Source organism: Flavobacterium sp. FPG59 (assembly GCF_002150205.1).
Taxonomy (GTDB): Bacteria; Bacteroidota; Bacteroidia; order Flavobacteriales; family Flavobacteriaceae; genus Flavobacterium.
On sequence record NZ_MTCA01000025.1, the window covers coordinates 1 to 25,505 of the forward strand.

Genomic DNA, 25,505 nt, shown 5'->3' on the forward strand with positions numbered 1-25,505 from the left:
ATAATTAACTGATTGAAATTTCTCATTTAAATATATGTTGTAAATTTGCAAAGAATTTAAAAATCATAAAATAATGAAAAATTTAATGTTTGCATTAGTTTTTGCAGGTGCAGTTTCTTCTGTAAATGCTCAAACTGAAACTAAAGAAGTAAAAAGTACAGATTACAACAAATGGTCTATTGAATTAGCTGGTGGTGTTAACAAACCACAAAGACCATTAGGATCAGGTTACTTTACTTCAACTCCAAGCCCTTATGTTGCAGATCTAGGTGTACGTTACATGTTTAACAATAAATTTGGTTTGAAAGCTGATTTTGGATACAACAGTTTTGAAGGAAAAAGTAACTCTGCTAATTTTGACACAAAATATTACAGAGCAAACCTTCAAGCAGTAGCAAACTTAGGTAGAATTATGAGCTTTGAAACTTGGACTAATACAATTGGTTTATTAGGTCATGCTGGTTTTGGTTTAGCTCAATTAGAAGATCAAAATTCTGCTTTAAAAGACAGAATGGGTAATTTTATGGCAGGTGTTACAGGTCAAATTAAATTATCTAACAGAATTGCGCTTACAGGTGATTTCACAACGATCCTTAATGCTGCACAAGATGCAACTTTTGATGCTTCTTCTTCAACTTCAAACGCAAGAGGATTCTCTGGATTGATGTTCAACGGTACTGTAGGTTTAACAGTTTACTTAGGTAAAAATGAAAAACATGCTGACTGGGTACTTGATAACAACAGCGAAATTGACAAATTAAAGCAAAAAATTGCTGATATCGAAACTTCTATGTTAGATACAGATAAAGATGGTGTTGCTGATTATTTAGATCAAGAGCCTAACACTATTGGTGGTGTAATGGTTGATACTAAAGGTAAATCTATTGACTTGAACAACAACAATGTTCCTGACGAATTAGAAAGCTATTTATTGAAAACTTACGGAAACAACACTGATAAATCAGCTATCGTAAACAACAGTACATTAATTAAAAACTTAATCAACGAAGGTTACGTAAGTACTTATTTTGATTATAATAAATCTACTCCTACAAACGTTTCTACTGAAGGAATTGATTTTATCTTGACTTACTTAAGAAACAACCCATCTGCATCAGTTGACATTATTGGTCATGCTGACGAGTTAGGAAGATCTGAGTACAATGATAAATTATCTACAGCAAGAGCTAACAGCGTAAAAGACGTTTTAGTTAAAGCTAATGTTGATGCTTCAAGATTGAACGTTGTTGCAGCTGGTGAAGATGCTTCAGTAGCAAAAGATTCAGATGCAGCTAGAAAATTAGTAAGAAGAGTTACTTTCAGAGTAAAATAATTCTCCACTTATAATTGCTTAAAAGCCCTAAAGGAAATTCTTTTAGGGCTTTTTTTATATTTAACAATCAAAGAAATTAGAAGTGCATGGCTGAATTAAAAATTAGCAATACTTTTGAAAAAAAATTAATTCCATCCCCTTTGAAACAACTATTAGATATCGATAATTGGTCGCGTAAAGAACATTTTCAATTCTTTAAACAATTTGAAGAGCCTTTTTTTGGAGCAACTGTACAAATTCATTGTTCACTGGCTTACGCCAAAGCTAAAACGCTAAACACTTCCTTTTTTAGCTACTACCTTCACAAAACACTTTTGGCAGTAAATGCCATAGAACCTTTTAGATATCGCATTGACGGGGAAACCGTTGTAATACACAATCACATCAATGCATCAGCAACGATAGGAAGAGAAGACGGGACTTTTGGCTTTTCTTTGATTGAATTCGACCCAGATTATACTGTTTTTGAAACCAATACCGCCACAGAAACTGAACGTATACAAACCACCACAGGACTTTTTACCCGAACTTTTAATGATGATAATGTCATCCATTTCTCGGCGATTCCTTGGTTGGATTTTACTTCTTTATCACATGCAAGAAGTTTTAGTTTTCCTGACAGTTGTCCAAAAATCTCTTTTGGAAAAATGACAATTGATAGCAGTGGAAAAAAAACCATGCCCATGTCCATACACGTTCACCACGGATTAATCGACGGCTTACACCTAGGCCAATTTGTGGATTACTTTCAAGAATTGATGAACCAGTAAGCTAAGCATCGTTTGAGTTTAATACATTTAACTAAAAGTCATTTTCCGACATGTTCCCAATAGCATTTCATCCTATTTACCAGCATCCGTTACCAGAAGGACATCGGTTTCCCATGCTTAAATACGAACTGCTTCCGCAACAATTGTTGCATGAAGGAACCGCTTTGCCAACTGACTTTTATAAACCCGAAACTTGCGATTTAGCTCCGGTTTTAGCTATTCATCAAAAAGAATATGTCACAGATTTATTAGATCTTACATTAGATGCAAAAGCAGTACGTAAAATTGGCTTTCCACTTTCAAAAGAACTTGTAGAACGCGAACTCATCATTGCACAAGGAACTATTTTTGGAGCACAAAAATCAATTGACACGAAAGTCTCATTCAATATTGCAGGAGGCACGCACCACGCTTACACAGATCATGGCGAAGCATTTTGTTTATTAAACGACCAAGCCATTGCAACACAATTTTTATTGGACACTAAACTCGCCAAAAAGATTTTAATCATTGATTTAGATGTACATCAGGGTAACGGAACTGCTGAGATTTTTCAAAACAATTCAAAAGTATTTACATTTTCTACACATGGCAAGACAAATTATCCGTTCAAGAAAGAAACGTCAGATTTAGACATTGCATTTGACGATGGAACAACCGATGCTGAGTTCTTGCAAACCCTAGCAACTGTAATTCCGCAATTGATAGAAACGCAAAAACCTGATTTCATATTTTATTTGGCGGGTGTCGATATTTTGGCCACAGATAAACTAGGAAAATTAGGCTGTACCCTTGATGGTTGTAAAAAACGAGATGAATTGGTTTTTGAATTGTGTTCCAAATACCAAATTCCAGTACAAGTTTCAATGGGTGGCGGCTACTCTCCCGATATAAAAACCATTATTGAAGCCCATGCCAATACGTATCGCGTGGCAAAAGATATTTTTTGAAGCTATTAAAAATTGTAAAATCTCTAAGCCATATTCTGTCTTTATTATTTCACTTTAAAGAAAAAAAAAAGCACGGACCTCACTTAAGTGATCCGTGCTTTTTAAAAAGTTAGGAATACTATTTCCCTAGAAGTAATACTTCACTTGCTACTATTTCGGTAATATAGCGCTTTTCACCGTTTTTATCCTCGTAAGTTCTATGAGATAACTTAGCCTCTACGCCTATTTCTCTTCCCTTTGTTACATATTTTTCAATAATCTCAGCTGTTTTTCCCCAAGCAGTAACTCGGTGCCACTCTGTTTGTTCTACTTTGTCTCCGTTTTCTTTATAATACACATCATTTGTAGCGATGCTCACGGTAGCTAATTTTTTTCCTCCTTCAAGTGTTTTAACTTCTGGATCTTGACCTACTCTTCCGATTAATTGTACTCTGTTTTTCATGGCGTGTAAATTTAATAATTGGTGTTTATGTTTATTTGTCAAAACGTTCATTCGAATCAACAGGGCAAAGATGCGACAGTTTCAAAACAAGAATCGGTTGCTAACTATTTACTTTCGGTTGTAACTATTTGTAACCGTTTGTAAATGTTAAAAAAAAAGCTATATTTGTTGTAAATCAATTTATTATGCAAGCCAAAATTAACAAAGTAGAATTACGAAATCTGAAATTTGACGACTACAAAGAACTTAAAAAATCTATGGTAGAGTCCTATCCAGAAATGACGGGTTCTTACTGGCGAGAACATCACATTGAGAAATTATTGAGTATTTTCCCAGAAGGTCAGCTCGTGATTTTAGTAGATGGTAAAGTTGTTGGCTCTGCATTGTCCCTTATCGTTGATGAAAATTTAGTCGATAAAAATCATAACTACTCAGACATTACCGGAAAATATACCTTTTCTACCCACAATCAAAAAGGCGATATTTTATACGGAATAGACGTTTTTATTCACCCCAATTACAGAGGTCTGAGACTGGGAAGAAGACTTTATGACGCCAGAAAAGAGCTGTGCGAACAATTGAACCTAAAAGCTATTGTTTTTGCAGGGCGAATACCTAATTACGGCAAACACGCCGACACACTAAGCCCAAAAGATTATATTGATAAAGTGAAAAGAAAAGAAATGCACGATTCAGTACTTTCTTTTCAATTAAGCAATGATTTTCACGTAATCCGAGTCATGAAAAATTATCTCGAAGGCGATACAGATAGCAAAGAATTTGCTGTTTTACTGGAGTGGAACAACATTTATTATGACGAAAGCCCTAAGCTAATCAACCTTGCAAAAAGCGTTATCCGTTTAGGACTTGTACAATGGCAAATGCGCCAATTGAATAATCTTGAAGCCTTATTTGAACAATGTGAGTTTTTTGTAGATGTTGTATCCGGTTACGGTAGTGATTTTGCGCTATTTCCAGAACTTTTTACGGCTCCTTTAATGGCCGATTACAATCATTTATCTGAGGCCGAAGCCATAAGAGAACTAGCCAAACATACAGATCCCATTCACAAACGATTTCAAGAATTAGCCATTTCATACAACATCAATATCATTACGGGTAGTATGCCGTACCTGGACAATGGCACTCTATACAATGTTGGTTTCTTGTGTAAAAGAGACGGAACCTCTGAAATGTATGCCAAAATCCACGTTACACCTAATGAAGTACAACATTGGGGAATGACGGGTGGCTCTACCATCAAGACTTTTGATACAGATTGTGGCAAAATAGGAATCATGATTTGCTATGATGTGGAATTTCCAGAGCTCTCCCGCTTGATGGCTGATGAAGGTATGAACATCTTATTTGTTCCTTTCTTAACCGATACACAAAACGCTTACACACGCGTGAAGCATTGCGCACAGGCACGAGCCATAGAAAACGAATGTTATGTTGCCATTGCTGGTTGTGTAGGGAATTTGCCTAAAGTGAACAATATGGATATTCAATACGCACAATCGGCCGTTTTTACGCCTTCAGACTTTGCTTTTCCTAGTAATGGAATCAAAGCCGAAGCAACACCAAATACCGAAATGACCCTTATTGTAGATGTAGACTTAGATTTGCTAAAAGAATTGCATGAGCACGGCAGTGTTCGCATCCTTAAAGACCGTAGAACTGACTTATACGACATCAAAAAAATAAATCCATGAATAAAACCTGTTTAGAATGCGGAGAAAAAATTGTGGGACGCGAGGACAAGAAATTTTGTAGTGATGGTTGTCGCAATGCTTACAATAATAAAATAAACAAGGATAGCACCAATTACATGCGCAACATCAACAACAGGTTGCGCAAGAACTATCGCATTTTATCTGAATTAAATACCGAAGGAAAATCAAAAACTACCCGTGCAAAACTAGTAAGCAAAGGGTTTGATTTTGAATATTTTACCAATATACTTCAAACTAAAACAGGAAACACCTACTATTTCCTCTATGACCAAGGCTACATGGTTTTAGAAAATGATTATTATATGCTCGTTAAAAAAGATATCTAAATACCACAACCCCAAAATCTATTAACCAAAAATGAAAAAAGATTTTTCTTCAATTTACATGAGTGCTTTTATTCTTGTTGTATTAGCGGCACTATATTACACCATGATGCCGCAATTTACTTCAGACAAGGACACATCACTAGTAGATTTTTCTGCAACACGGGCTTTTGAGCAAGTAAAAGCAATAGCACAAAAACCCCATTATGTTGGATCCAAAAACCATGAAATAGTAGCTAGCTATTTACAACAAGAACTAGAAAGTTTAGGTCTAGAAACCACCATTCAAGAGGGTTATACACTAAGTGATTGGGGAAATCTTGTATATTCTAAAAATGTTTTAGCACGTATAAAGGGATCTTCAAGTTCTAAAGCACTCTTACTCCTTTCTCATTATGATAGTGCACCACATTCTTACTCACCAGGCGCTAGTGATGCCGGATCAGGAGTAGCAACTATTATTGAAGGAATTAGAGCTTTTTTGTATACCAAAACACCTCATAAAAATGACATCATCATCATGTTTTCTGATGGTGAAGAATTAGGGCTTAACGGCGCTGCACTTTTTGTAAACCAGCACAAATGGGCCAAAGATATAGGAGTCGTTTTAAACTTTGAAGCAAGAGGTACATCAGGACCAAGTTATATGCTCATGGAGACTAATGCTGGCAATGCTTCATTAGTAAAAGAATTTGCCGAGGCCAAAACCACATTTCCAGTATCAAACTCTTTGATGTACAGCATTTATAAAATGCTACCTAACGATACTGATTTGACTGTGTTTAGAGAACAAGGAAACATACAAGGGTACAATTTTGCCTTTATAGACGATCATTACAATTACCACACCACTCAAGATGATACTGCCCATCTTGATATAAACACGCTTGCCCATCAAGGTACGTATTTGATGCCTTTGCTAAAACATTTTTCCAATACAAATTTAAACAAACCAGTATCTCAAGAGGATTTTGTTTATTTTAGTTTGCCTTACACTTTTGTTTATTACCCATTTAGCTGGACTATTCCAGTGGTCATTGGCTGCTTTGTAATGCTGGTATTTTTTATATTCATAGGAAGAGCTAAACATCTATTAACATTTCAAGATATTAGCAAAGGATTTATTCCTCTTTTTGGATCGCTGCTTACAGCAGGACTTGTTACCTTTTTAGGTTGGAAACTTCTCCTAATACTTTATCCTCAATACAACGATTTGCTTAACGGGTTTACCTATAACGGTCATGAATACATTGCTGCATTTGTTTGCCTATCAATGGCTATAACCATGGCGTTTTATGCACGGTTTTCAAGTACTAAGATCACCATAAGTCATTATGTAGCACCACTTACGCTATGGATTATTATCAATGGTTTACTAGCGGTGTACTTACCAGGTGCAGGATTTTTAATAGTTCCTGTTTGTTTTGGACTCCTCGTTTTTGGGATATTTGTTCTTACTCAAAAATCTAATAAAACAGTCAACTTACTATTGAGTATTCCAGCTTTATTGATCATTACTCCTTTTATCCAAATGTTTCCAGTGGGATTGGGATTAAAAGTACTTTTTGGCAGTGCAGTGTTAACTGTATTAGCGGTAGGTATTCTTTATTTTGTTTTTGGGACTTACGCCAAAAAAGGAATTTGGTCTGCAGTATTTCTGATGGTATCTGTTGGTTTTTTTGCCAAAGCACATTATGATTCTGGTTATGAATTTGGCAAAGCCAAATCAAACAGTTTGCTCTATGTATATGATTCTGATAAAAAGACGGCAAAATGGGCCACGTATGACAGTAATCTTGACTCGTGGACCAAAACGTATTTGGGCAATAATCCGGAAATAGCTTCAACACTTAATGAACTTCCTTTGTTTAGTAAATACAACTCCGGTTTCACCTACACGACTACTGCGCCCGTAAAAAAAATTGCTCCACCTACAGTTACTTTTATTTATGATAGAACTATTGGTGCCAAAAGGTATTTAAAAATCCAAATAGCTCCAAATAGAAATGTAAACCGCTACGATGTGTTTGCCAATGAAGGTATGAAAATCAAGAACTTTATAGCTAACGGAACAACAGCAGTAGATCACAAAAAAGGAAATTACGAACGAAAAGGCAAAAAAATTGTTAGCTATTATGTAGTAAACAATGCTCCGCTAGTACTGCAATTTGAGATAGAATCTGGAAATAAATTTGATATGGAATTGCTAGAAAGCTCTTTTGATTTAACCACAAACCCGGTATTTCAACTAGCAAAAAGAGAGAACTGGATGATGCCTACACCCTTTGTTTTAAATGACGCAGTTGTCATCAGACAAAAAATAAAACCTAGTCCTGTTGTTGTAATTCCGCCAGTGAAACTCAAAATACCTATTGGCTACAGCCGATACAAAAAACAATCCGTACAAGACAGCTTAACAATAAAGTAAGCACAAAATCATGACAAAAATTAGCATTTTAGGTTGCGGCTGGCTCGGTTTACCTTTGGCGAAAGCCTTATTGAAAAAAAACTATGAGATAAATGGATCAACAACATCTGCAGAGAAATTACAAATTCTGGCAGATGCTGGAATAAATCCTTTTTTAATATCGCTCCATGAGCATTCTATATCTGGTAACATTACTGGTTTACTGCAAGATTGTTCTACTTTAATACTAGATATTCCTCCTAAGCTTAGAGGAGCTGAAACTGAAAATTTTGTTTCCAAAATTAGAAATCTAATTCCTTATATTGAAAAAGCTGCTATAAAAAACGTTCTTTTTATTAGTTCTACTTCGGTTTACGGGGACCAAAAAACACTGGTTACTGAAGAAACAATTCCTCAGCCAGATACAGAAAGTGGCAAGCAATTGCTGGCAACCGAACAACTTTTACAAAGCTATATTGATTTTAAAACTACAATAGTTCGTTTTGGAGGCCTCATTGGCGCCGATCGTCATCCCATAAAATTCCTAGCGGGCAGAGAAAATTTAGAAAACCCAGATGCTCCCATAAACTTAATTCATCAAGAGGATTGCATAGGAATTATCAACGCAATTTTGTCACAACAGGTTTGGGACGAAACCTTTAATGCAGTTACACCATATCATCCTAGCAGAAAGGAATATTACACTCAAAAAGCGGTAGACTATGATTTGGCTTTGCCAAAATTTGAACAACAAGGTCTAATTTCTGGAAAAACTATTTCAAGTACTAAAACCGAATCGGTTTTAAAGTATACTTTTGCACAACCAAATTTATAATGTGAAAACTAAAATTAAGAACGCTTTTTCGTCAAGAGTAAACGCTATTGGATTGCCCATTTTGGCCTTATGTTGGGTCAGTTTTTTTTGGGGAACCACCTGGATCGCCTCAAAAGAAGGCGTAAAACACATGCCCGCCCTGCAGCTCGTAGCCATTAGGCAGTTTTTAGGAGGATTCCTTTATATTTCTTATTTCTTGTTCAAAAAAACGCCATGGCCCAAGGGAAAACAATGGAAAACCATCATCATCCTGAGCTTTTTAAACTTTGTTTTGAGCAATGCATTAAGTACATGGGGCGTGAAGTACATCAGCAGTGGTCTTGGTGCCATTATTGGGGCGTGTGTCCCGTTATGGATTGTCATTATCTCTTTCTTTCAAGGAGAGCGCTTGTCTAAGTTTTCTATTCTAGGTTTAATAATTAGTTTTAGTGGCGTATGCGTCATTTTTTATGATCACTTAGCAGATTTTTTAATTCCCGATTTTAAATTTGGTATCATAATCTCCATCATTTCTACTTTAACATGGGCTTTTGGAACCTTATATACCAAGCAGAAAGCAGCTAGTTTCAATCCGTACTTTAGTTTAGGAATCCAAATGTTTTTGTCTAGCATTTTAGTGTTTGCTTATACAGGTGCCGCAGGAATATCGGTCCCATTGCATGAGATACCAGCAATTTCATGGTGGTCTATTGCGTATTTGGTTATTTTTGGATCGGTTCTTACTTTTATTGCCTTTATTTATGCGCTGCAACATTTACCGGCATCTATCAGTAGTGTTTACTCGTACATTAACCCAATTATTGCCGTATTGCTTGGCGCTATAATCTTTGGGGAAACTCTAAATGCAGCCATTGCCATAGGTGGTAGCGTAACTTTATTTGGGTTGTATTTAGTAAATTACTCCTTGCGAAAAGCACGCGCAAAAGAATAAAACCACCAAAAATTTACAACACTAATTCTTGATTTTAGGAGCAGGCGAGCATCTTATCCAGTCGTTTTGTCCTGCTGTACGCTACAATCTCCTGTGCCATCCCGAAGTTTCGGGACTGGCACAAGAGGATTTCCGCTGCCATCAGGGCTAGAAAGATCGTATCGGTTTTCAGTAGGTAACTAAACCCGATCATCTTGCCAGCACACAATACAAAATCAAACGAAGGAAGTCCTTTGGTACGTAAACGGAGACACCTAACAGGTTTTTGAAACCTGTTAGGTGTTTGCAATTAGTTGAAAAGAAGTTTTAGTCGCCACATTGAGTAAAAGCCAGATGTAGTTATGGTTCCTACTGCGCTCGAACTAACAACATATTCTTCTTTAAGTTTTTGTTACATCGAGAGCAGTCGAGATGCGGCATTGGTTTTTTAACCGTTATTTATCTTACATTTGTATAGTTACAATACCAAACCAACCAAAAAAACCTTTTATGCAGCACAATTTATGTAAAAACTGCGACCGTACCTTTGAAGGGCAATTTTGTTCGTATTGCGGACAAAAATCAAGCGTAAGCGAATTGAACATGCATGATTTAATTCATGAATTTTGGCACTCCATTACCCATACCGACAAAGGGATTTTAAAATTGGTGAAAGATTTATTTCTGCATCCTAAAAAAGTGTACCACGGTTATTTTGCTGGTCAACGTAAAACTTATTTTAGTCCAGTAACCTTTTTTTTAATCACCGCTACATTACTACTTCTTATTGGTTATAAAATATACGATTATGAAGATGCGGTACATATGGCCAACAATCCTTACGGCTATAATGAATTTGGTAAAACCGTATTTGAAGCAACCAAATTTAGGTCATTGTTTACCATTCCGTGTGCCGTTTTAGTAACTTGGTTACTGTTTCGAAAGCAGTTTAATTTTGCTAAAAATGTGGTTTTTTGGATCTATTTTAATGCCTTGCTGTTTACCATAGACCTTATTGTATCGCCTTTGTATTTCCCTTTTATATTACACAAAGCTACTATCGAATTGTATGTATTGTTTATAGGCTATGCCTTCTTGTTTTGGCATGTACTTGTGGTGTTTACCAATAAAAAATGGACCGATTACTTGCTTAGTTTCTTGGTAGTAAATTGTTTTCACATCATCAACTACGTTACGATCTACCTGTTACTGTTTGGAACAAATATTTTTGAACAAACCAAGACCAATAATGTGTTCGAATTTTTGATTCATCTGTATACGTTTTGATCTTAAGCCTAAGTTGAGACCTAACGCGTTTTAGAAACCTGTTAGGTCTTTACAAATCCCAGTTGCTGATTTTGTAATGAAAACAAAACGAACTATCGTAGCCCCGATGGAAGCGGCATCTCCCGATTTAGAAAAACAAGGCTTTTTTGCCGTAGTTTTTATTTATCGGGAATATAGCGTACAGCGGGACAAGTAGTGTACGGAGCAAAAAAGTGCTACTCCTAAAAAACACCTTTCAAATCATTAAAATTTGACTTGAGGCCATAAAAAAACCCATTCGCCTAAACGAATGGGTTTTGCATTTATAAGATACTGTCTTACCAGATTCTTACACGCTTTTCAGGTGCAATGTACATACCATCATTTTCTTTGATATCAAAAGCTTGATAAAAAGTATCGATGTTTTGCAAAGGCACATACGCACGGTACATTCCTGGAGAGTGCGGATCAGTTTTTACTTGGTTTTTCAAAGCCTCATCACGCATTTTTGAACGCCAGATCGTTGACCAAGAAATAAAGAAACGCTGCTCAGGAGTGTATCCATCAATCAAGCCTGGATTTCCGTTTTCTTTCAAGTACAATTGTAAACCATCATAAGCTGCATTTACACCACCTAAATCACCTATGTTTTCACCTAGTGTAAATTTACCATCTACAAAAGTTCCTGGCAATGGCTCTAATGCGCTATACTGTGCAGCCAAAGCTCCTGTTAAAGCTGAGAATTGTTTTAAATCATCTGCAGTCCACCAGTCAACTAAGTTTCCGTCAGCGTTGTAACGCGATCCTGAATCGTCAAAACCATGTGAAATTTCGTGACCGATAACGCCACCAATTCCGCCATAATTCACAGCCTCATCAGCTTGGTAGTTGTAAAACGGTGGTTGTAAGATAGCTGCTGGGAAAACAATCTCATTATTTGATGGATTGTAATATGCATTTACGGTTTGTGGTGACATGCCCCAACGCTCTTTATCTACTGGTTTGTTCAACTCAGCAATGTTTTCTTGAAAACGCCATTTAGCCATGCTCAAAGCATTTGAAAAAAAGCTTCCTCCTTCTTCTGGACTCTTGATTGTTAAAGCAGAATAGTCTTTCCACTTGTCAGGATATCCAATTTTGATTCGGGATTTGTTCAATTTAGCCAAGGCGCTTACTTTAGTTTCAGCTGACATCCAAGACAAGTTATTGATTCTGTTTTCGAAAGCACTGAAAATGTTTTTGATCATTTTTTCTGCTTTGGCTTTGGCCTCAGCCGGAAATTTTTTCTCTACGTATAATTTTCCTAAAGCTTCACCAACCGTTCCATTGATTGTTTGAAGTGCTCTTTCATCACGTGGTCTTTGGCTTACCGCACCCGTTAAGGTTTTTCCGTAAAACTCAAAGTTGGCGTTTTCAATATCGGTAGATAGTTGGCTTGAAGCTCTGTTTAATAAACTCCAACGCATGTAAGCTTTCCAATCGTCAACTTTGTTTTCTTTCAACATCGTTTCAAGCGCTACCATGTATTTAGGTTGTGATACAATTACGGTATCAACTTTTGCCAAACCAATTTTTGTAAAATAATTATTCCAGTTGATTGATGGCGTTAATTTACTCAACTCTGCTAAAGTCATTGGATTGTATGACTTACGACGGTCTCTGCGCTCTACTCTGTCTAATCTTGGTTTAGACATTGCGATTTCAAGCGCTAAAATTTTCTCCGCATTTGCCTGAGCTACGGCTGGCTTATCGCCGAGAAATTGCAACATTTTAGCAACGTGAAGCACGTATTTTGCACGTTTTTCTTTAGAGTCGGCATCTTCAGAAACATAATAATCTCTGTCTGGCAAACCTACTCCACCAGGGCCTACATTAATTACATTTCGGCTGCTATTTTTAGCATCAGTACCTACACCTGCTCCCATAAACCCAATACCACCAATTGGTTCCATTTCGATTAATAATGCTTCAAGATCTTTAGCATTTTTAACCGCATCAATTTTTTTAAGGAAAGGTTTCAATGGCGCAATCCCCATTTTGTTACGACCAACGGTGTCCAAAATAGACTTGTACAAATTAATCGCTTTACCTTGATCGGTATTTGATTTGTAAGTTGGGTTCGTGGCTGCTTCTTTTAAAATAGCTAACGCATCCGCATCTGTTCTTTGACGCAATTCATCAAAACTTCCCCAACGGGTTCTATCAGCTGGAATGGCAGTGTTGTCTAACCAAGTTCCGTTTACGTAACGGAAGAAATCGTTACTTGGCTTCACTTTTTTGTCCATGTAATTCACATTAATCCCTGGCTCCTTAGCCGCAGGATTACTTTGGGCTTGACCCACTGCAAAAGCCATCATTGCAGGAATCACAAAAAGCAATTGCTTATTGTTGGTTTTTTTCATTTTAATTAGTTTTTTAGTTAAGTAAACAAAGCTATTAATAAATTTACTGACAATTAAAGTTTCCTCAGATTATCACAAAACATTTTGGTTTGACACAAAAATTTGAAAAAGGTTTAAACTCTAAACCTCTTTTTTTAGTCTAAGAACAAGTTTAAACTAAAAATAAAACTCTGTTAATTACAATACAAAACAATTTGCATTTGTGTATTTTTGCACCAAAATAGAACTATGTTAGAAATCTTAAAAAAATACCGTTTGTTTCTAGGAATTTTCGGTTTGCTTTCGGTCATTATTTTATCCCTTTTCTACTCGGCATTAAAGCCTGCAAAATCACTACCTATTTACAATCCAGCTGATGTTAATCCAGAACTAGTAGACAGCACAGTCCAATACAAAAGTAAATACCATACTATTGCTGATTTTTCGTTTGTGAACCAAAACGGCGACACGATTACTCAAAAAGATTATGAAGGAAAAATTTATGTAGCCGATTTCTTTTTTACTACCTGCGGTTCAATTTGTCCGAAAATGTCAGTGAATCTAGAAGAAGTTCAAAAAGCTTTTGCCACAAATCCTAAAGTTAAATTACTCTCACATACCGTATTTCCTGAAACGGATAGCGTTCCTGTGCTTAAGGCTTACGCCAAAAAACACAATGTAATCGATGCCAAATGGAATTTAGTTACCGGCGATAAAAAAGAAATTTATGCCATGGCTAGAAAATCGTACTTAGCTGTAAAATTAGGCAAACCAAGCGAATTGTATGATATGGTTCACACCGAAAATTTTGTTTTGGTAGATACTAAAAGACGAGTTCGTGGTTTTTATGACGGTACCAATAAAGAAGACATAAAACGCTTAATTGAAGATATCCGTTTTTTAACAGAAGAATAGCTTAACACACTTACAAATACGCACACAACCTGTTTAGAGCAACGATTTTATCGGCATTTGTATAATTTAATAATTGTTATCTCAATGAATTGTGTTTGCTATAAAATGTGTATTTTTGCAATCTTAATTCAATCTAAATAAGGTTTGCAAACAACGATACATTCTCTCAAAAAAGGCGAAAAAGCCATAATCAAAGACTTTGATATTGATACCGTTCCATTAAAATTACTGGAAATGGGTTGCTTGCCTGGCAACATGGTCGAACTGTTACAAGTTGCCCCTTTTGGTGATCCTTTGTTTTTAAATATCAATGGTTCGCATGTGGCTATTAGAATTGAAACCGCTAAAGAAATTGCAGTTGACCTATTAAAAACCGACCTATGGTAAGCAAACAAAACATCAATGTAGCCTTAATTGGCAACCCTAATGTGGGTAAAACTTCAGTTTTTAATCAGCTTACAGGATTGAATCAACAAGTAGGGAATTATCCCGGAATTACCGTTGAAAAAAAGATTGGTTTTTGCAAATTATCCAACAATATCAAAGCCAACATTCTCGATTTACCTGGAACATACAGCTTGAATGCCAGTTCTATTGATGAAAATGTGGTTATTGAATTGCTACTCAATAAAAATGATAAATTGTATCCTGACGTAGCGCTTGTAGTTACCGATGTGGAAAATTTAAAACGTAACTTGTTACTTTTTACCCAGATAAAAGATCTTGAAATTCCGACGATTCTTGTCATTAACATGGCTGATCGTATGAAGTTCAAAGGAATTTCACTTGACATTCCTTATCTAGAGAAACATCTAAACACCAAGATTGCATTAATCAGTTCACGTAAAGGCTATGGAATTGAAGAATTGAAGCAGCTAATTGTAAGTTTCAAAACCATTTCGAGCGAACCATGCTTAAATGCTTCGGTTATCGATCCGGATTATTTCAATAGTTTACGCAAAGCATTTCCCAATCAGCTTTTATACAAATTATGGTTGGTAATTACGCAAGATGTGAACTTTTTGAACTTGGATAGAAATGAAATTCGCAGCTCATTTACCAAATCACATTCTGATTTAAAACGCTTACAGCAAAAGGAAACTATCAAACGCTATCAATTTATTAACGATGTGTTGAAGGTAGGTTTAAAAGTAGATAGCAGCGTAGCCAAAGATTACCGCAGCCAGCTTGATCGCGTGCTTACACACAAAGTTTGGGGTTATGCGATTTTCTTTTTGATTTTGTTTGTCATCTTTCAATCTATTTTTGAATGGTCAAAAATTCCGATGGATTTCATAGATACCTCTTTTGCCTCATTGAGTTCGCTCGCGGCAGAGCAGTTGCCAGCCGGTGTTTTAACTGACTTAATTTCGCAAGGAATTATTCCTGGTATTGGAGGAATTTTAATTTTTATACCTCAAATTGCCTTCTTGTTTATGTTTATTTCCATCCTTGAAGAAAGCGGCTACATGAGTCGTGTAGTGTTTTTGATGGATAAAATCATGCGCAAATTTGGACTTTCAGGTAAAAGTGTAGTGCCGCTTATTTCAGGAACTGCCTGTGCTATTCCAGCAATTATGGCTACACGTAATATCGAAAATTGGAAAGAGCGATTAATTACTATTTTGGTAACACCATTCACCACTTGTTCGGCTAGACTACCTGTTTACGCGATTATTATTGCCTTAGTAATTCCTGACGAACGCTTGTTCGGATTTTTAAACATGCAAGGAATGACCTTGATGTTGTTGTATTTGTTGGGATTTGGGATGGCTATTTTCTCGGCTTATATCTTGAATAAAATTCTGAAAATACAAAGTAAAACGTATTTTGTAGTTGAAATGCCGAATTACAAATTGCCTTTGTTTAAAAATGTAGGTATCAATGTAATCGAAAAAACAAAAGCTTTTATATTTGGCGCTGGTAAAATTATATTGGCTATTTCAATCGTGCTTTGGTTTTTGGCATCTTACGGACCTGGAGAAAAATTCAACAAAGCGGAAGAAATTGTTACTCAAAACACCATCAACAAACCATTATCGCCTACTGATTTTGAAAATGCAGTTGCCTCACAAAAATTAGAAAATTCCTATATTGGTATTATGGGTAAAACCATTGAACCTGTTATCTCTCCATTAGGTTACGACTGGAAAATTGGTATTGCTATCATCAGTTCGTTTGCGGCCCGAGAAGTATTTGTAGGAACGCTTGCAACCATTTACAGCGTTGGCGGTAGTGAGAACGAAGTGACTATAAAAAACAAAATGGCAGCCGAAATCAATCCTGCTACGGGCCAAAAAGTATTTAATTTTGCCTCTGGAATTTCGTTGCTTTTGTTTTACGCTTTTGCTATGCAATGCGCTAGTACCTTGGCTGTAACAAAAAAGGAAACTAACTCATGGAAATGGCCTGCAGGTCAGCTTTTATTCATGTCGGCCTTTGCTTATGCCGTTGCCTTGATTGCTTTTCAAATCTTGAAATAATTCAAAAATATCCCTTTACTAACTGAACAATCGTTAAATCGTAAATTTTATTATTTTTAATTTGTCTAAATAAGTTTCTCGTTTTATCTTTGCAGCATAGAATTAATCTAAATAAAAATGAGAAACAGTTTAGTAACAGCTGCAATACTTACCTCGGTATTTGCTTTTGCTCAAGAAAAAGAACTTACACAAGCACAAAAAGACAGTATTGCAAGAGCTAACTCTTTAATAATTGATTTACAAGAAGTAACCGTTACCCCATTTAAACAAAGCCCAGAAAGACAACCAGAAGTAAAAGGAACCGTACTTTTTTCAGGAAAAAAGAACGAAGTTTTAAAATTATCTGCATTTACCTCTAACTTAACTACCAACAATGCGCGTGAAGTTTTCTCACGTGTTCCAGGTGTAACTGTTTGGGAAAATGAAGGATCTGGAATTCAAATTAACATTGGAGTTCGTGGTTTAAGCCCTAACCGCAGCTGGGAATTAAACACCAGACAAAATGGTTACGATATCTCATCAGATGTATTTGGATACCCAGAAGCGTATTACAACCCACCGTTAGAAGCAGTAGAAAACATTGAACTAGTTCGTGGTGGTGCTTCATTACAATTTGGCCCTCAGTTTGGCGGAATGGTGAACTACGTTTTAAAACGCGAACAAAACAAAAAATTCAGCTTTGAAACTCAAAACACAGCCGGAAGCTATAACTTGATGAGCAGTTACAACGCAATTGGTGGTAAAATAAATAAGTTTTCATATTACGCCTACAACCACTCACGTAGTGCCGATGGATGGAGACAAAACAGCCAGTATAAAGTACGTAACTCTCACTTATTTTTAGAATATGCTTTTACAGATAAAACCAAATTATCAGCAGAATATACTAATATGGATTACCAAATGCAACAAGCAGGTGGTTTGACAGATGCGCAATTTGCTGAAAACTCAAGACAATCTTTTAGAGAAAGAAACTGGTTTGGAACTCCTTGGAATTTGTTTGCGTTAAATCTAGACACGCAACTATCTTCTTCTATAAAATCGAATACTAAACTTTTTGGTTTAATTGGTGAAAGAAATAGTGTTGGAAATACAGCAACACCAAACAATCCTGACACTAACGGCAATAGAAGAGTTGACCGCGATTTTTACAAAAATTTCGGAATTGAAAACAGAAACACTTATACGTACACCCTAGGCAAAAACAAAAACACTTTGGCATTTGGTGTACGAGCGTACCAAGCACAAACTCAAAGACAACAAGAAGGAGCAGGTACCGCAGGATCTGATTTCGACTTAAGTACTTCAGCAAAATATCCAAGAGACTTGCAATTTAAAACTCAAAACATTGCTTTTTTTGCCGAAAATCAATTTAAGGTGACCGATAAATGGAGTGTTGTTCCTGGAGTTCGTTTTGAGCACATCACCGCTGATGGAGAAGGTCGTTTTGGAATCACTTCTGGAAATGATGTTCCGTTTGAAAGCAAACAAATGGTTAGAAACAAACCTTTGTTTGGATTAGGAATGGAATATAAATTCGGCGCAACGAACTTATATGGAAATATCACACAAGCTTTTAGACCTGTTTTATTCTCAGATATTACACCGCCAGCTGTAACTGATGTGATAGACCCAAACTTAAAAGATGCCTCAGGATACAATGCTGATTTGGGATACCGCGGTGTTGTGAAAGGATTTTTGAACTTCGATTTTAGTGTGTTCTACTTGAGCTACAACAACCGTATTGGCGGCGTAAGACAATTTATAAATAATGATAACCCAACTCAAGGTACGTTCTTATTCAGAACCAACTTAGGAGAAACCGTAAACAAAGGAATTGAAGGCTTTGTAAACGTAAACATCACTAAATATTTTGGGGTTGAAAAAGAATTCGGAAACGTTGATTTATTTGTAACGACTAGTTTTATTGATTCTCGTTATACTGATTTTGAAATATTTACTGCATCAGGATCAGTGATTACAACCACTAACTTGAAAGGTAATCGTGTTGAAAACGCGCCACGTTACATTCACAATGTAGGTTTAAGCTATAGTACTGATCACTTTTCGTCTACTTTGCAATACAAAACTTCAGGTAAAGTATTTACAGATGCTAACAACACAGTTGCACCTTCAGCAAATGGTGTAACAGGATTACTAAACGGTTATGAAGTATTGGATTTATCAGCTGAATACAAGTTCTTAAAACGCTACAATGTTCGTTCTGGAATTAACAACTTATTGAACAAAGATTACGCTACCCGTAGAGCAGGTGGATATCCTGGACCAGGTATTTTACCAGGTGAAGGAAGAACATTCTTTGTATCTTTAGGAGCTCGTTTTTAACTACAAACAACAATAATACACACTCTTTAATTAGAAAGTGATTACAAACAAGAAAGCAACCTCTACAGGTTGCTTTTTCTTATCTTTACAATATGGATATTCAAGAAGTATTAGCATTTGCTACCTTAATCGTTGCAGTCGCTTTTTTAATCAAAAAATTCTTTTTCAAAAAGAAAGCAAAAGATAAAAATTGTGGAAGTTCTGACTGTGGCTGCAATTAAACTATTTGATGTAGCCTATTTCTATGACATAACCCGCAGGTTTGATTGAAGAACCTTCAACGGGATATGGCGTTACTCGCAGGCTTTCAATTTTTTGCTTTTCAACTGGCAAATATTTAGCGAACCATTTTTTATTAGCTTCCTTATTTTTTTCGTTAAAAACCAAAGTTGTTTCTTCAACTTGTTTCTGTCCATCAAAGACTTGCAGAACAGCACTTACCTCACCTGCCCAAATACAAGTAGTTCCTTTAGGGCAACGCGAGTCACTTTCGATCGCTTTTAAAACAAATTGAAAGCCTTTTTGACTGCGACATACTTTTTGCTTGACAGTAATTACTTTTACTTTAGCAGGCTTTTGGCTTTGAGCCAAAACTAAACTGCTAATCATTATAAAAAGGAATAGAATTGACTTTTTCATCTGTATTTATGAATTTGGTTCCTTTGTAAATGTAGATAACATTTAGCTCATTTTTTAAACCATTAAGAGAATTAAGATTCAAAAAGGCAATTGACCCTTAATTTTCTAACCTAGCGCCACATCCAGCACCATCATAACTATAAAACCTCCAATGAAGCCTAAAGTGGCAATATCAGTGTTTTTATCTTGTTGGGTTTCTGGAATTACCTCTTCAACCACCACAAAAATCATTGCGCCTGCAGCAAAAGCCAAAGCATAAGGTAAAATAGGGGTGAAAAAAGTAACCGCAAAAGCACCTAAAACAGCAGCAACAGGCTCTACTAAAGCAGATGATTGTCCGTAGAAAAAACTCTTCCAGCGGCTCATACCCATTCTGCGTAACGGCATAGCAACAGCAATTCCTTCGGGGAAATTTTGAATCCCAATACCAATTGCAAGTGTCAAAGCTGCACCTATCGAAGCCTCAGGAATTCCGGCAGCAACACCACCAAACAAAACACCAACCGCCAAACCTTCGGGAATATTGTGCAGCGTAATTGCAGATACCAATAATGTAGTACGTTGCCACGGCGACTTTACCCCTTCGGAAACTTTAAAATTAATGTGTAAATGAGGTAATACTTTGTCTATTCCAAAAATGAAAAGCGCACCAAGCGAAAAACCAAAAGCAGCAGGAATTACCTTTGCAAAACCTTCTCCGCCTGTCATTTCGATAGCTGGCGCCAATAAACTCCAAAAACTCGCTGCCACCATTACACCACCTGTAAAACCAAGCATACCATCAAGGACGGTTCGGTTCATGGTTTTGAATAAAAAAACAAACGAAGCACCTAGTGCAGTTAAAAACCACGTAAATAAACTGGCATAGAGCGCAGCCAAAATAGGATCAATACTGGTAAAATAATCAACTAACGATTGAAACATAATTATTGAATATAAATGTTACTAGCAATTTTTTGAGATACGGTAATTTCGTTCGCGCCCACACGAATGCGCAAAGAAGCATCGAAACTTTCTTTTTCTATAATTTCCACTTGAGAACCCAAAGCAATTTCTTGTTTGTCGAGGTATTTTAAAAAATCAGACGAAGTATCTTTTACACCCACACAAATTCCGACTCTACCTTTCTCGCATTCAGAAAGCAGTTGTTTTTCTATTTTAAAAATACGACCCTGAGCATCAGGAATTGGGTCACCATGGGGATCTTCGGTAGGATTACCTAAAAAATCATCCAACTTATTAATGAGTTTTTCGGATTTGATATGCTCTAATTGCTCTGCTAATTCATGTACCTCATCCCAAGCAAAATCGAGTTTTTCTACTAGAAATGTTTCCCACAAACGATGCTTTCGAACAATCATTTTGGCTGCTAACTTTCCTGTATCAGTAAGTGAAACTCCTTGGTATTTGATGTAATTGATGCAGTTCTTTTCGGCTAATTTCTTTAGCATATCAGTGACAGATGATGCTTTGGTATCCATCTTTTCAGCAATAGCATTTGTACTCACTGCTGCATTGTCAATAGCAGAAAGATGGTAAATCGTTTTTAAATAATTCTCTTCGGATAAAGTCATAACAAAAAATTAAGGCATGGCAACAACTTTTTTGCTCAACCGCATAAAAGTGCAAAACCTAGGTATTGACAAACTTACACAAAAAAGTTAATATAAAAAATTTTTAGACAAGTCTAAACTATAAAGAACACATTGGGCAAAGACCTGATAAGGTAAAATTAAAATCGTGTACCAAATAATTATCAGGAAGACTAAATACGGGCTTCACCTCATCAAGGCAAGTCACTGCTAAACATTTAATACAACTGAAATGTATGTGATTGTGCGTATGAGAGTGTTTCACATTATGATCGTGCTCATGCTCATGATGGCAACTTGCATACTTTATGGTACCGTCATGATTTACAATTTTATGAATCACATCCTCGGATACCAAACGATCCAAAACGCGGTAAATAGTAACCCGATCGCATACGTTTTGACTTAACGCCTGAATTTCAGTATGTGATAAAGCCACGGATGCGTTTTTAATGATCTCTAAAATGGTTGTTTTTGCTGTGGTATTGCGGCTTGCTTTCATATTTTAAAATATATTAATGCAACATTGTTGCATTTAGATAAAAACCATACATTTGCAACTTTATTGCATTAATCAAAGATACAAGAAAATGAAAAAATTAACAGCCTTAGCTCCAGATTTTTTGGGTGTAACTAGCGCTATTTTGTGTTTAGTCCATTGTTTAGCATTGCCTATACTGAGTATGTTTCCAGTAATGGTCAATCACAATCCCTATTTTGATTTACTATTTGCCTGCATTGGTCTTTGCGCAGCCATACCCGCACTGCGCGACGGGAAGACGATTGTTGCAGTCCTTTTAACCAGCTCGCTCACCCTTCTATTCCTAAGTATTTTACTGGAAATCATTTTTAATATCGACTCCACACTTATTTACATAGGTGCTTCAGGAATCATAGCGGCACACTTACTCAATTTTATAAACCAAAAACACACATGAAAAAATTACCCGTAACTGTATTATCTGGTTTTCTCGGAGCCGGAAAAACAACCTTGTTGAATCACATTCTTCATAATAAAGAGGGCTTAAAAGTTGCTGTAATCGTAAACGATATGAGCGAAGTTAATATTGACGCCAATTTGGTCAAAGCCGAAAATACCTTATCCCGTACAGAGGAACGATTGGTCGAGATGAGTAATGGTTGTATTTGTTGCACCTTACGAGAGGACCTCATGATCGAAGTGGAAAAACTAGCTAGGGAAGATCGCTTTGATTACCTATTGATAGAAAGTTCAGGTATTAGCGAACCCATTCCAGTAGCTCAAACTTTTTCATTTATCAACGAGGAAGAAAATATTGATTTATCTCATTTCAGCTACATAGATACGATGGTTACCGTGGTGGATGCCTTCAATTTCTTTAAAGATTTTGGTTCTGACCAAACCCTAAAAGCACAGAATTTATCTGATATTGAAAATGATAACAGAACCATCGTGAATCTACTAGTAGACCAGATAGAATTTGCAAATGTTATCATTCTAAACAAAACAGATTTGGTAAACGACAAAGAGCTCAAAACTCTAAAAGCAACCTTGCGTAAACTAAATGCAGGCGCTACATTGATAGAGTCCCAGTTCGGACGAGTTCCTTTAAACGCAATTTTAAACACCCAATTGTTTAATTATGAAGAAGCTGAGACATCTGCAGGCTGGATTCGTGAACTAGAAGGATTTCATACCCCAGAAACAGAAGCATACGGCATCAATTCTTTCGTTTTTAGAGAAGAGAAGCCATTTCATCCAGACCGATTGTGGGATTTTCTTTTGGAACAATTTCCCCAATCTGTTATCAGAAGTAAGGGGCTTTTTTGGATTGCATCACGAGCAGACCAAGCCATTAATTGGAGTCAAGCAGGTGGATCCAGAAAGGCCGAAGAAGCTGGAGTATGGTGGGCAAGTATGCCTCTTGGCGAAAGATTGACCTTCGGAAATTTTGTAGAATTTCAAGGTGTAATCGAAGAACGATGGACAGCAACGTTTGGCGATCGACTCAATGAACTCGTTTTTATTGGAATTGAAATGGACAAAGAGGCGCTACATACCCTCTTGCAAAACTGTATTTGTACTGATGAAGAAATACAATCCCTAAAGCAAGGCACTTTTTTAGCTGCAGATTCCTTTCCATTGGCAAGAACAACAACGCCTACAGCAACTTATGCAACTATGACTTAGCAATATTATTTCTTGAAAAAAGGAGGGCTTTTGTTCACCATTTCACTTAAAAAAACTGTTTACAAAATATTTATTGCAACATTGTTGCGTTATTAAAAATAATAAATATATTTGCAACACAATTGCATTAATGAAATGAAAAATTAAACACCTTACTTCATGAACAATCGAAAGCAGCACTTTTTCAAATTTTTTGCCCTCGTTTTTTCGGCCTTAGTACTTAACTCCTGCTCCAATACTGACGATGTGGTTGCACCAGCGAATGAAGGAGAGTTCATCACAACTGTTCGGTTACAATTTGTACCAACCACTGCTGGAAAAACCATTGTGCTTGAGTACAAAGACCTTGATGGCGAAGGAGCTAATGCACCACAAATTAGTATTAGCAGTCCTTTTGAGCGATCTAAAACCTACAATGGCAGCATAACATTTAGAGACGATCTAGCTATACCTGCAATAGATATTACGCCTGAGATAATAGCTGAAGCTACAGAGCACCAAATGTTTTTTCAAACAACAGGTACATTGCAACCCTTTACCTATTCTAAAAATCCAAGCAATTTTGATAAAAATGGCAAGCCACTAGGGCTCGAGTTTACATTTACAACTACCACTGCGGCAAGTGGCACTTTGAGAGCCAGCTTACGACACGGACCGAATAAAAATGCCTCAAATGTAGCTCTTGGCGACATTACCAATGCCGGTGGCGCAACAGATATTGAAGTTGATTTTCCAATCACAGTAGAATAGTAATTTTTAAAACTAAATAAAAAACAATAATGAAAAAATCTTTAGCCTATTTAGCAACGTTTGCAACCCTTGCTCTAGTCACACAATCCTGCTCGAATGACGACAACAACGATACGGTAGTTGACGAAAGCACAGCTGAATTCAAACACCTACGCGTTTTAATTTCAGATGAAACCACCACAGCACTGACCTTGGTAAATCCACTGCAAGGCAACAGCATTTCATTTGAAGCAAAACACCCTAAATCAGCTTTGTACACGAGTGCTTCTGGCCGTTTTGCAGGCATCATTCACCGCGAAAACAATTTAACAGAAACTTTCGATACTGGACTAGAGTTTCATGGTGATCATGTTGACATAAAAGGAACGCCAAAATTTGGTGCTTTAACAGGTATTTCATCTAAACCAACACACTTTAAAAGTAATTTTGGTGAAATCCTAACATTCAATGATGGTGATGGTACATTAACAGTAGGTTTAGAGTCGGAAATCCACAAAAATGGTGCTACAATGAAAACCATTACCACCGGATTAAGAGCGCATCATGGTGCTATGGCTGTTTTTGCGAATGGCACATATGCTATTACTGAAAAAGACAATTCTATTCCTGGAACACTTCCTGAGCGAGTAAAAATAATTGACAAAACTGGTAAAGAATTATTTGCCTCTACTATTGCAACCAAAGGAATCCATGGCAATGCAGCAGATGGTGATCAAGCTGTTTTTGGTTCGGCAAGCGGGATTTTGGTGGTAAAAAACAATGGAGAACAAAGTTTAATTCCACATCCTGAAGGTTTTGGAACTGCATGGTTTGGAACAATACTTGAAACCAATACCAAAGGTAAATTTGTCGGGTATACAGCTGCAAAAGGAGCGTACTTGATCGATGTTATTGCTAAAACAGTTAAACCAATAATTGAAAATACCGATATCATGCAATGTAAAGTAAGCTACGACAATAGTAAACTTGGCATCTTATTGCATTCAGGAAATTTTATTTCATACGACTTAAACACACTCAATGTAGCTGCAACTGAAAGAAATATCATTGCGCCAACTTTAAAAACAGCAACGCAAAAACCACAAATGGAATTCACACAGCGATTTGTTTATATCACTGCACCTGCAACAGGCGAGTTATGGATGGCCAACATTAAAAATAATAATGACATTAAGAAAATAAAAGTATCAAACACACCATTTCGTCTCACTTTAATGGGATTCGAAAACAATGGCGACCATTAAATAAGTTTATAAA

At 36.5% G+C, this 25,505-nt stretch carries 24 protein-coding genes; 18 read left to right on the forward strand and 6 right to left on the reverse strand.

The genetic code is table 11. The annotated features are described in order from the left end of the window. Positions 1-73: 73 nt before the first annotated feature. The 3 genes from FPG59_RS04310 (at position 74) to FPG59_RS04320 (ending at position 3,053) form a co-directional block, all read left to right on the forward strand. Positions 74-1,333 (forward strand): OmpA family protein, encoded by a 1,260-nt coding sequence (locus FPG59_RS04310; protein WP_086453389.1) that lies wholly within the window; start codon positions 74-76, stop codon positions 1,331-1,333. A 140-nt stretch (positions 1,334-1,473) separates the two neighbouring features. Next, entirely contained in the window at positions 1,474-2,103 is a 630-nt protein-coding gene (locus tag FPG59_RS04315) for a chloramphenicol acetyltransferase (protein WP_086453409.1), read from the forward strand. 50 nt (positions 2,104-2,153) lie between these two features. Continuing rightward, entirely contained in the window at positions 2,154-3,053 is a 900-nt protein-coding gene (locus tag FPG59_RS04320) for a histone deacetylase (RefSeq protein ID WP_086453390.1), read from the forward strand. 118 nt (positions 3,054-3,171) lie between these two features. Here the strand turns inward: FPG59_RS04320 and FPG59_RS04325 are convergent, their stop codons facing one another. Continuing rightward, positions 3,172-3,495: a single-stranded DNA-binding protein gene (locus FPG59_RS04325; RefSeq protein ID WP_086453410.1), complete on the reverse strand. Its 324-nt coding sequence runs from the start codon at positions 3,493-3,495 to the stop codon at positions 3,172-3,174. Positions 3,496-3,680: 185 nt separating this feature from the next. Here FPG59_RS04325 and FPG59_RS04330 point away from each other — a divergent pair, with 185 nt between their 5' ends. The 6 genes from FPG59_RS04330 (at position 3,681) to FPG59_RS04355 (ending at position 10,993) form a co-directional block, all read left to right on the forward strand. Next, on the forward strand, positions 3,681-5,210 hold the full coding sequence (locus FPG59_RS04330; protein ID WP_086453391.1) for a bifunctional GNAT family N-acetyltransferase/carbon-nitrogen hydrolase family protein: 1,530 nt from the start codon (positions 3,681-3,683) through the stop codon (positions 5,208-5,210). Next, complete coding sequence (locus tag FPG59_RS04335; protein WP_086453392.1) at positions 5,207-5,557, forward strand: hypothetical protein; 351 nt, start codon at positions 5,207-5,209, stop codon at positions 5,555-5,557. Before FPG59_RS04330 ends, FPG59_RS04335 begins: the two co-directional genes overlap by 4 nt. A gap of 31 nt (positions 5,558-5,588) precedes the next feature. Further along, positions 5,589-7,982 carry a M28 family peptidase gene (locus FPG59_RS04340; protein WP_254906643.1) on the forward strand — a complete coding sequence of 798 codons (2,394 nt, stop codon included), beginning with the start codon at positions 5,589-5,591 and terminating at the stop codon, positions 7,980-7,982. Positions 7,983-7,992: 10 nt separating this feature from the next. Further along, positions 7,993-8,796, forward strand: a complete 804-nt coding sequence (locus FPG59_RS04345; RefSeq protein WP_086453393.1) for an SDR family oxidoreductase — start codon at positions 7,993-7,995, stop codon at positions 8,794-8,796. A 1-nt stretch (position 8,797) separates the two neighbouring features. Continuing rightward, positions 8,798-9,727, forward strand: a complete 930-nt coding sequence (locus tag FPG59_RS04350; protein WP_254906644.1) for a DMT family transporter — start codon at positions 8,798-8,800, stop codon at positions 9,725-9,727. Between the two features lie 489 nt (positions 9,728-10,216). Next, positions 10,217-10,993, forward strand: coding sequence for a DUF3667 domain-containing protein (locus tag FPG59_RS04355; RefSeq protein ID WP_176330693.1), 777 nt, complete (start codon positions 10,217-10,219; stop codon positions 10,991-10,993). 317 nt (positions 10,994-11,310) lie between these two features. Here the strand turns inward: FPG59_RS04355 and FPG59_RS04360 are convergent, their stop codons facing one another. Further along, positions 11,311-13,374, reverse strand: coding sequence for a M13 family metallopeptidase (locus tag FPG59_RS04360; RefSeq protein ID WP_086453395.1), 2,064 nt, complete (start codon positions 13,372-13,374; stop codon positions 11,311-11,313). 228 nt (positions 13,375-13,602) lie between these two features. On the opposite strand from FPG59_RS04360, the gene FPG59_RS04365 reads away from it, so the two are divergent. The 5 genes from FPG59_RS04365 (at position 13,603) to FPG59_RS04385 (ending at position 19,318) form a co-directional block, all read left to right on the forward strand. Next, entirely contained in the window at positions 13,603-14,268 is a 666-nt protein-coding gene (locus FPG59_RS04365) for an SCO family protein (RefSeq protein WP_086453396.1), read from the forward strand. A gap of 144 nt (positions 14,269-14,412) precedes the next feature. Continuing rightward, positions 14,413-14,655, forward strand: a complete 243-nt coding sequence (locus FPG59_RS04370) for a FeoA family protein (RefSeq protein ID WP_086453397.1) — start codon at positions 14,413-14,415, stop codon at positions 14,653-14,655. Beyond that, positions 14,649-16,751: a ferrous iron transport protein B gene (gene feoB / locus FPG59_RS04375; RefSeq protein WP_086453398.1), complete on the forward strand. Its 2,103-nt coding sequence runs from the start codon at positions 14,649-14,651 to the stop codon at positions 16,749-16,751. The genes FPG59_RS04370 and feoB overlap by 7 nt, the downstream gene beginning before the upstream one ends. Before the next feature lie 117 nt (positions 16,752-16,868). Beyond that, positions 16,869-19,097: a TonB-dependent receptor gene (locus FPG59_RS04380; protein WP_086453399.1), complete on the forward strand. Its 2,229-nt coding sequence runs from the start codon at positions 16,869-16,871 to the stop codon at positions 19,095-19,097. A gap of 92 nt (positions 19,098-19,189) precedes the next feature. Next, positions 19,190-19,318, forward strand: a complete 129-nt coding sequence (locus tag FPG59_RS04385) for a FeoB-associated Cys-rich membrane protein (protein WP_086453400.1) — start codon at positions 19,190-19,192, stop codon at positions 19,316-19,318. 1 nt (position 19,319) lies between these two features. Here FPG59_RS04385 and FPG59_RS04390 read toward each other — a convergent pair whose 3' ends face one another. From FPG59_RS04390 to FPG59_RS04405, 4 genes are all read right to left on the reverse strand, one after another. Then, a complete protein-coding gene (locus tag FPG59_RS04390) occupies positions 19,320-19,736 on the reverse strand; it encodes a hypothetical protein (protein ID WP_140344588.1) in 417 nt (138 codons plus the stop codon). Positions 19,737-19,841: 105 nt separating this feature from the next. Continuing rightward, entirely contained in the window at positions 19,842-20,660 is an 819-nt protein-coding gene (locus tag FPG59_RS04395; RefSeq protein WP_086453402.1) for a ZIP family metal transporter, read from the reverse strand. Between the two features lie 2 nt (positions 20,661-20,662). Continuing rightward, positions 20,663-21,310 (reverse strand): metal-dependent transcriptional regulator, encoded by a 648-nt coding sequence (locus FPG59_RS04400; RefSeq protein ID WP_086453403.1) that lies wholly within the window; start codon positions 21,308-21,310, stop codon positions 20,663-20,665. A gap of 118 nt (positions 21,311-21,428) precedes the next feature. Further along, positions 21,429-21,830, reverse strand: coding sequence for a Fur family transcriptional regulator (locus FPG59_RS04405; protein WP_086453404.1), 402 nt, complete (start codon positions 21,828-21,830; stop codon positions 21,429-21,431). 88 nt (positions 21,831-21,918) lie between these two features. Here FPG59_RS04405 and FPG59_RS04410 point away from each other — a divergent pair, with 88 nt between their 5' ends. From FPG59_RS04410 to FPG59_RS04425, 4 genes are all read left to right on the forward strand, one after another. Further along, entirely contained in the window at positions 21,919-22,266 is a 348-nt protein-coding gene (locus tag FPG59_RS04410; protein WP_086453405.1) for a MerC family mercury resistance protein, read from the forward strand. Continuing rightward, complete coding sequence (locus FPG59_RS04415) at positions 22,263-23,498, forward strand: GTP-binding protein (protein ID WP_086453406.1); 1,236 nt, start codon at positions 22,263-22,265, stop codon at positions 23,496-23,498. Before FPG59_RS04410 ends, FPG59_RS04415 begins: the two co-directional genes overlap by 4 nt. A 159-nt stretch (positions 23,499-23,657) precedes the next feature. Then, positions 23,658-24,248, forward strand: a complete 591-nt coding sequence (locus FPG59_RS04420) for a hypothetical protein (RefSeq protein ID WP_086453407.1) — start codon at positions 23,658-23,660, stop codon at positions 24,246-24,248. 29 nt (positions 24,249-24,277) lie between these two features. Then, positions 24,278-25,492, forward strand: coding sequence for a hypothetical protein (locus FPG59_RS04425; RefSeq protein ID WP_086453408.1), 1,215 nt, complete (start codon positions 24,278-24,280; stop codon positions 25,490-25,492). The last annotated feature ends 13 nt before the right edge of the window (positions 25,493-25,505 follow it).

Excerpts from the sequence above, each read along its gene's own strand:
- FPG59_RS04310 (WP_086453389.1), top strand. The coding sequence starts at position 74 with ATGAAAAATTTAATGTTTGCATTAGTTTTTGCAGGTGCAGTTTCTTCT.
- FPG59_RS04320 (WP_086453390.1), top strand. The coding sequence starts at position 2,154 with ATGTTCCCAATAGCATTTCATCCTATTTACCAGCATCCGTTACCAGAA.
- FPG59_RS04325 (WP_086453410.1), bottom strand. The coding sequence starts at position 3,495 with ATGAAAAACAGAGTACAATTAATCGGAAGAGTAGGTCAAGATCCAGAA.
- FPG59_RS04330 (WP_086453391.1), top strand. The coding sequence starts at position 3,681 with ATGCAAGCCAAAATTAACAAAGTAGAATTACGAAATCTGAAATTTGAC.
- FPG59_RS04335 (WP_086453392.1), top strand. The coding sequence starts at position 5,207 with ATGAATAAAACCTGTTTAGAATGCGGAGAAAAAATTGTGGGACGCGAG.
- FPG59_RS04340 (WP_254906643.1), top strand. The coding sequence starts at position 5,589 with ATGAAAAAAGATTTTTCTTCAATTTACATGAGTGCTTTTATTCTTGTT.
- FPG59_RS04345 (WP_086453393.1), top strand. The coding sequence starts at position 7,993 with ATGACAAAAATTAGCATTTTAGGTTGCGGCTGGCTCGGTTTACCTTTG.
- FPG59_RS04355 (WP_176330693.1), top strand. The coding sequence starts at position 10,217 with ATGCAGCACAATTTATGTAAAAACTGCGACCGTACCTTTGAAGGGCAA.
- FPG59_RS04360 (WP_086453395.1), bottom strand. The coding sequence starts at position 13,374 with ATGAAAAAAACCAACAATAAGCAATTGCTTTTTGTGATTCCTGCAATG.
- FPG59_RS04365 (WP_086453396.1), top strand. The coding sequence starts at position 13,603 with ATGTTAGAAATCTTAAAAAAATACCGTTTGTTTCTAGGAATTTTCGGT.
- feoB (WP_086453398.1), top strand. The coding sequence starts at position 14,649 with ATGGTAAGCAAACAAAACATCAATGTAGCCTTAATTGGCAACCCTAAT.
- FPG59_RS04380 (WP_086453399.1), top strand. The coding sequence starts at position 16,869 with ATGAGAAACAGTTTAGTAACAGCTGCAATACTTACCTCGGTATTTGCT.
- FPG59_RS04385 (WP_086453400.1), top strand. The coding sequence starts at position 19,190 with ATGGATATTCAAGAAGTATTAGCATTTGCTACCTTAATCGTTGCAGTC.
- FPG59_RS04390 (WP_140344588.1), bottom strand. The coding sequence starts at position 19,736 with ATGAAAAAGTCAATTCTATTCCTTTTTATAATGATTAGCAGTTTAGTT.
- FPG59_RS04395 (WP_086453402.1), bottom strand. The coding sequence starts at position 20,660 with ATGTTTCAATCGTTAGTTGATTATTTTACCAGTATTGATCCTATTTTG.
- FPG59_RS04400 (WP_086453403.1), bottom strand. The coding sequence starts at position 21,310 with ATGACTTTATCCGAAGAGAATTATTTAAAAACGATTTACCATCTTTCT.
- FPG59_RS04405 (WP_086453404.1), bottom strand. The coding sequence starts at position 21,830 with ATGAAAGCAAGCCGCAATACCACAGCAAAAACAACCATTTTAGAGATC.
- FPG59_RS04410 (WP_086453405.1), top strand. The coding sequence starts at position 21,919 with ATGAAAAAATTAACAGCCTTAGCTCCAGATTTTTTGGGTGTAACTAGC.
- FPG59_RS04415 (WP_086453406.1), top strand. The coding sequence starts at position 22,263 with ATGAAAAAATTACCCGTAACTGTATTATCTGGTTTTCTCGGAGCCGGA.
- FPG59_RS04420 (WP_086453407.1), top strand. The coding sequence starts at position 23,658 with ATGAACAATCGAAAGCAGCACTTTTTCAAATTTTTTGCCCTCGTTTTT.
- FPG59_RS04425 (WP_086453408.1), top strand. The coding sequence starts at position 24,278 with ATGAAAAAATCTTTAGCCTATTTAGCAACGTTTGCAACCCTTGCTCTA.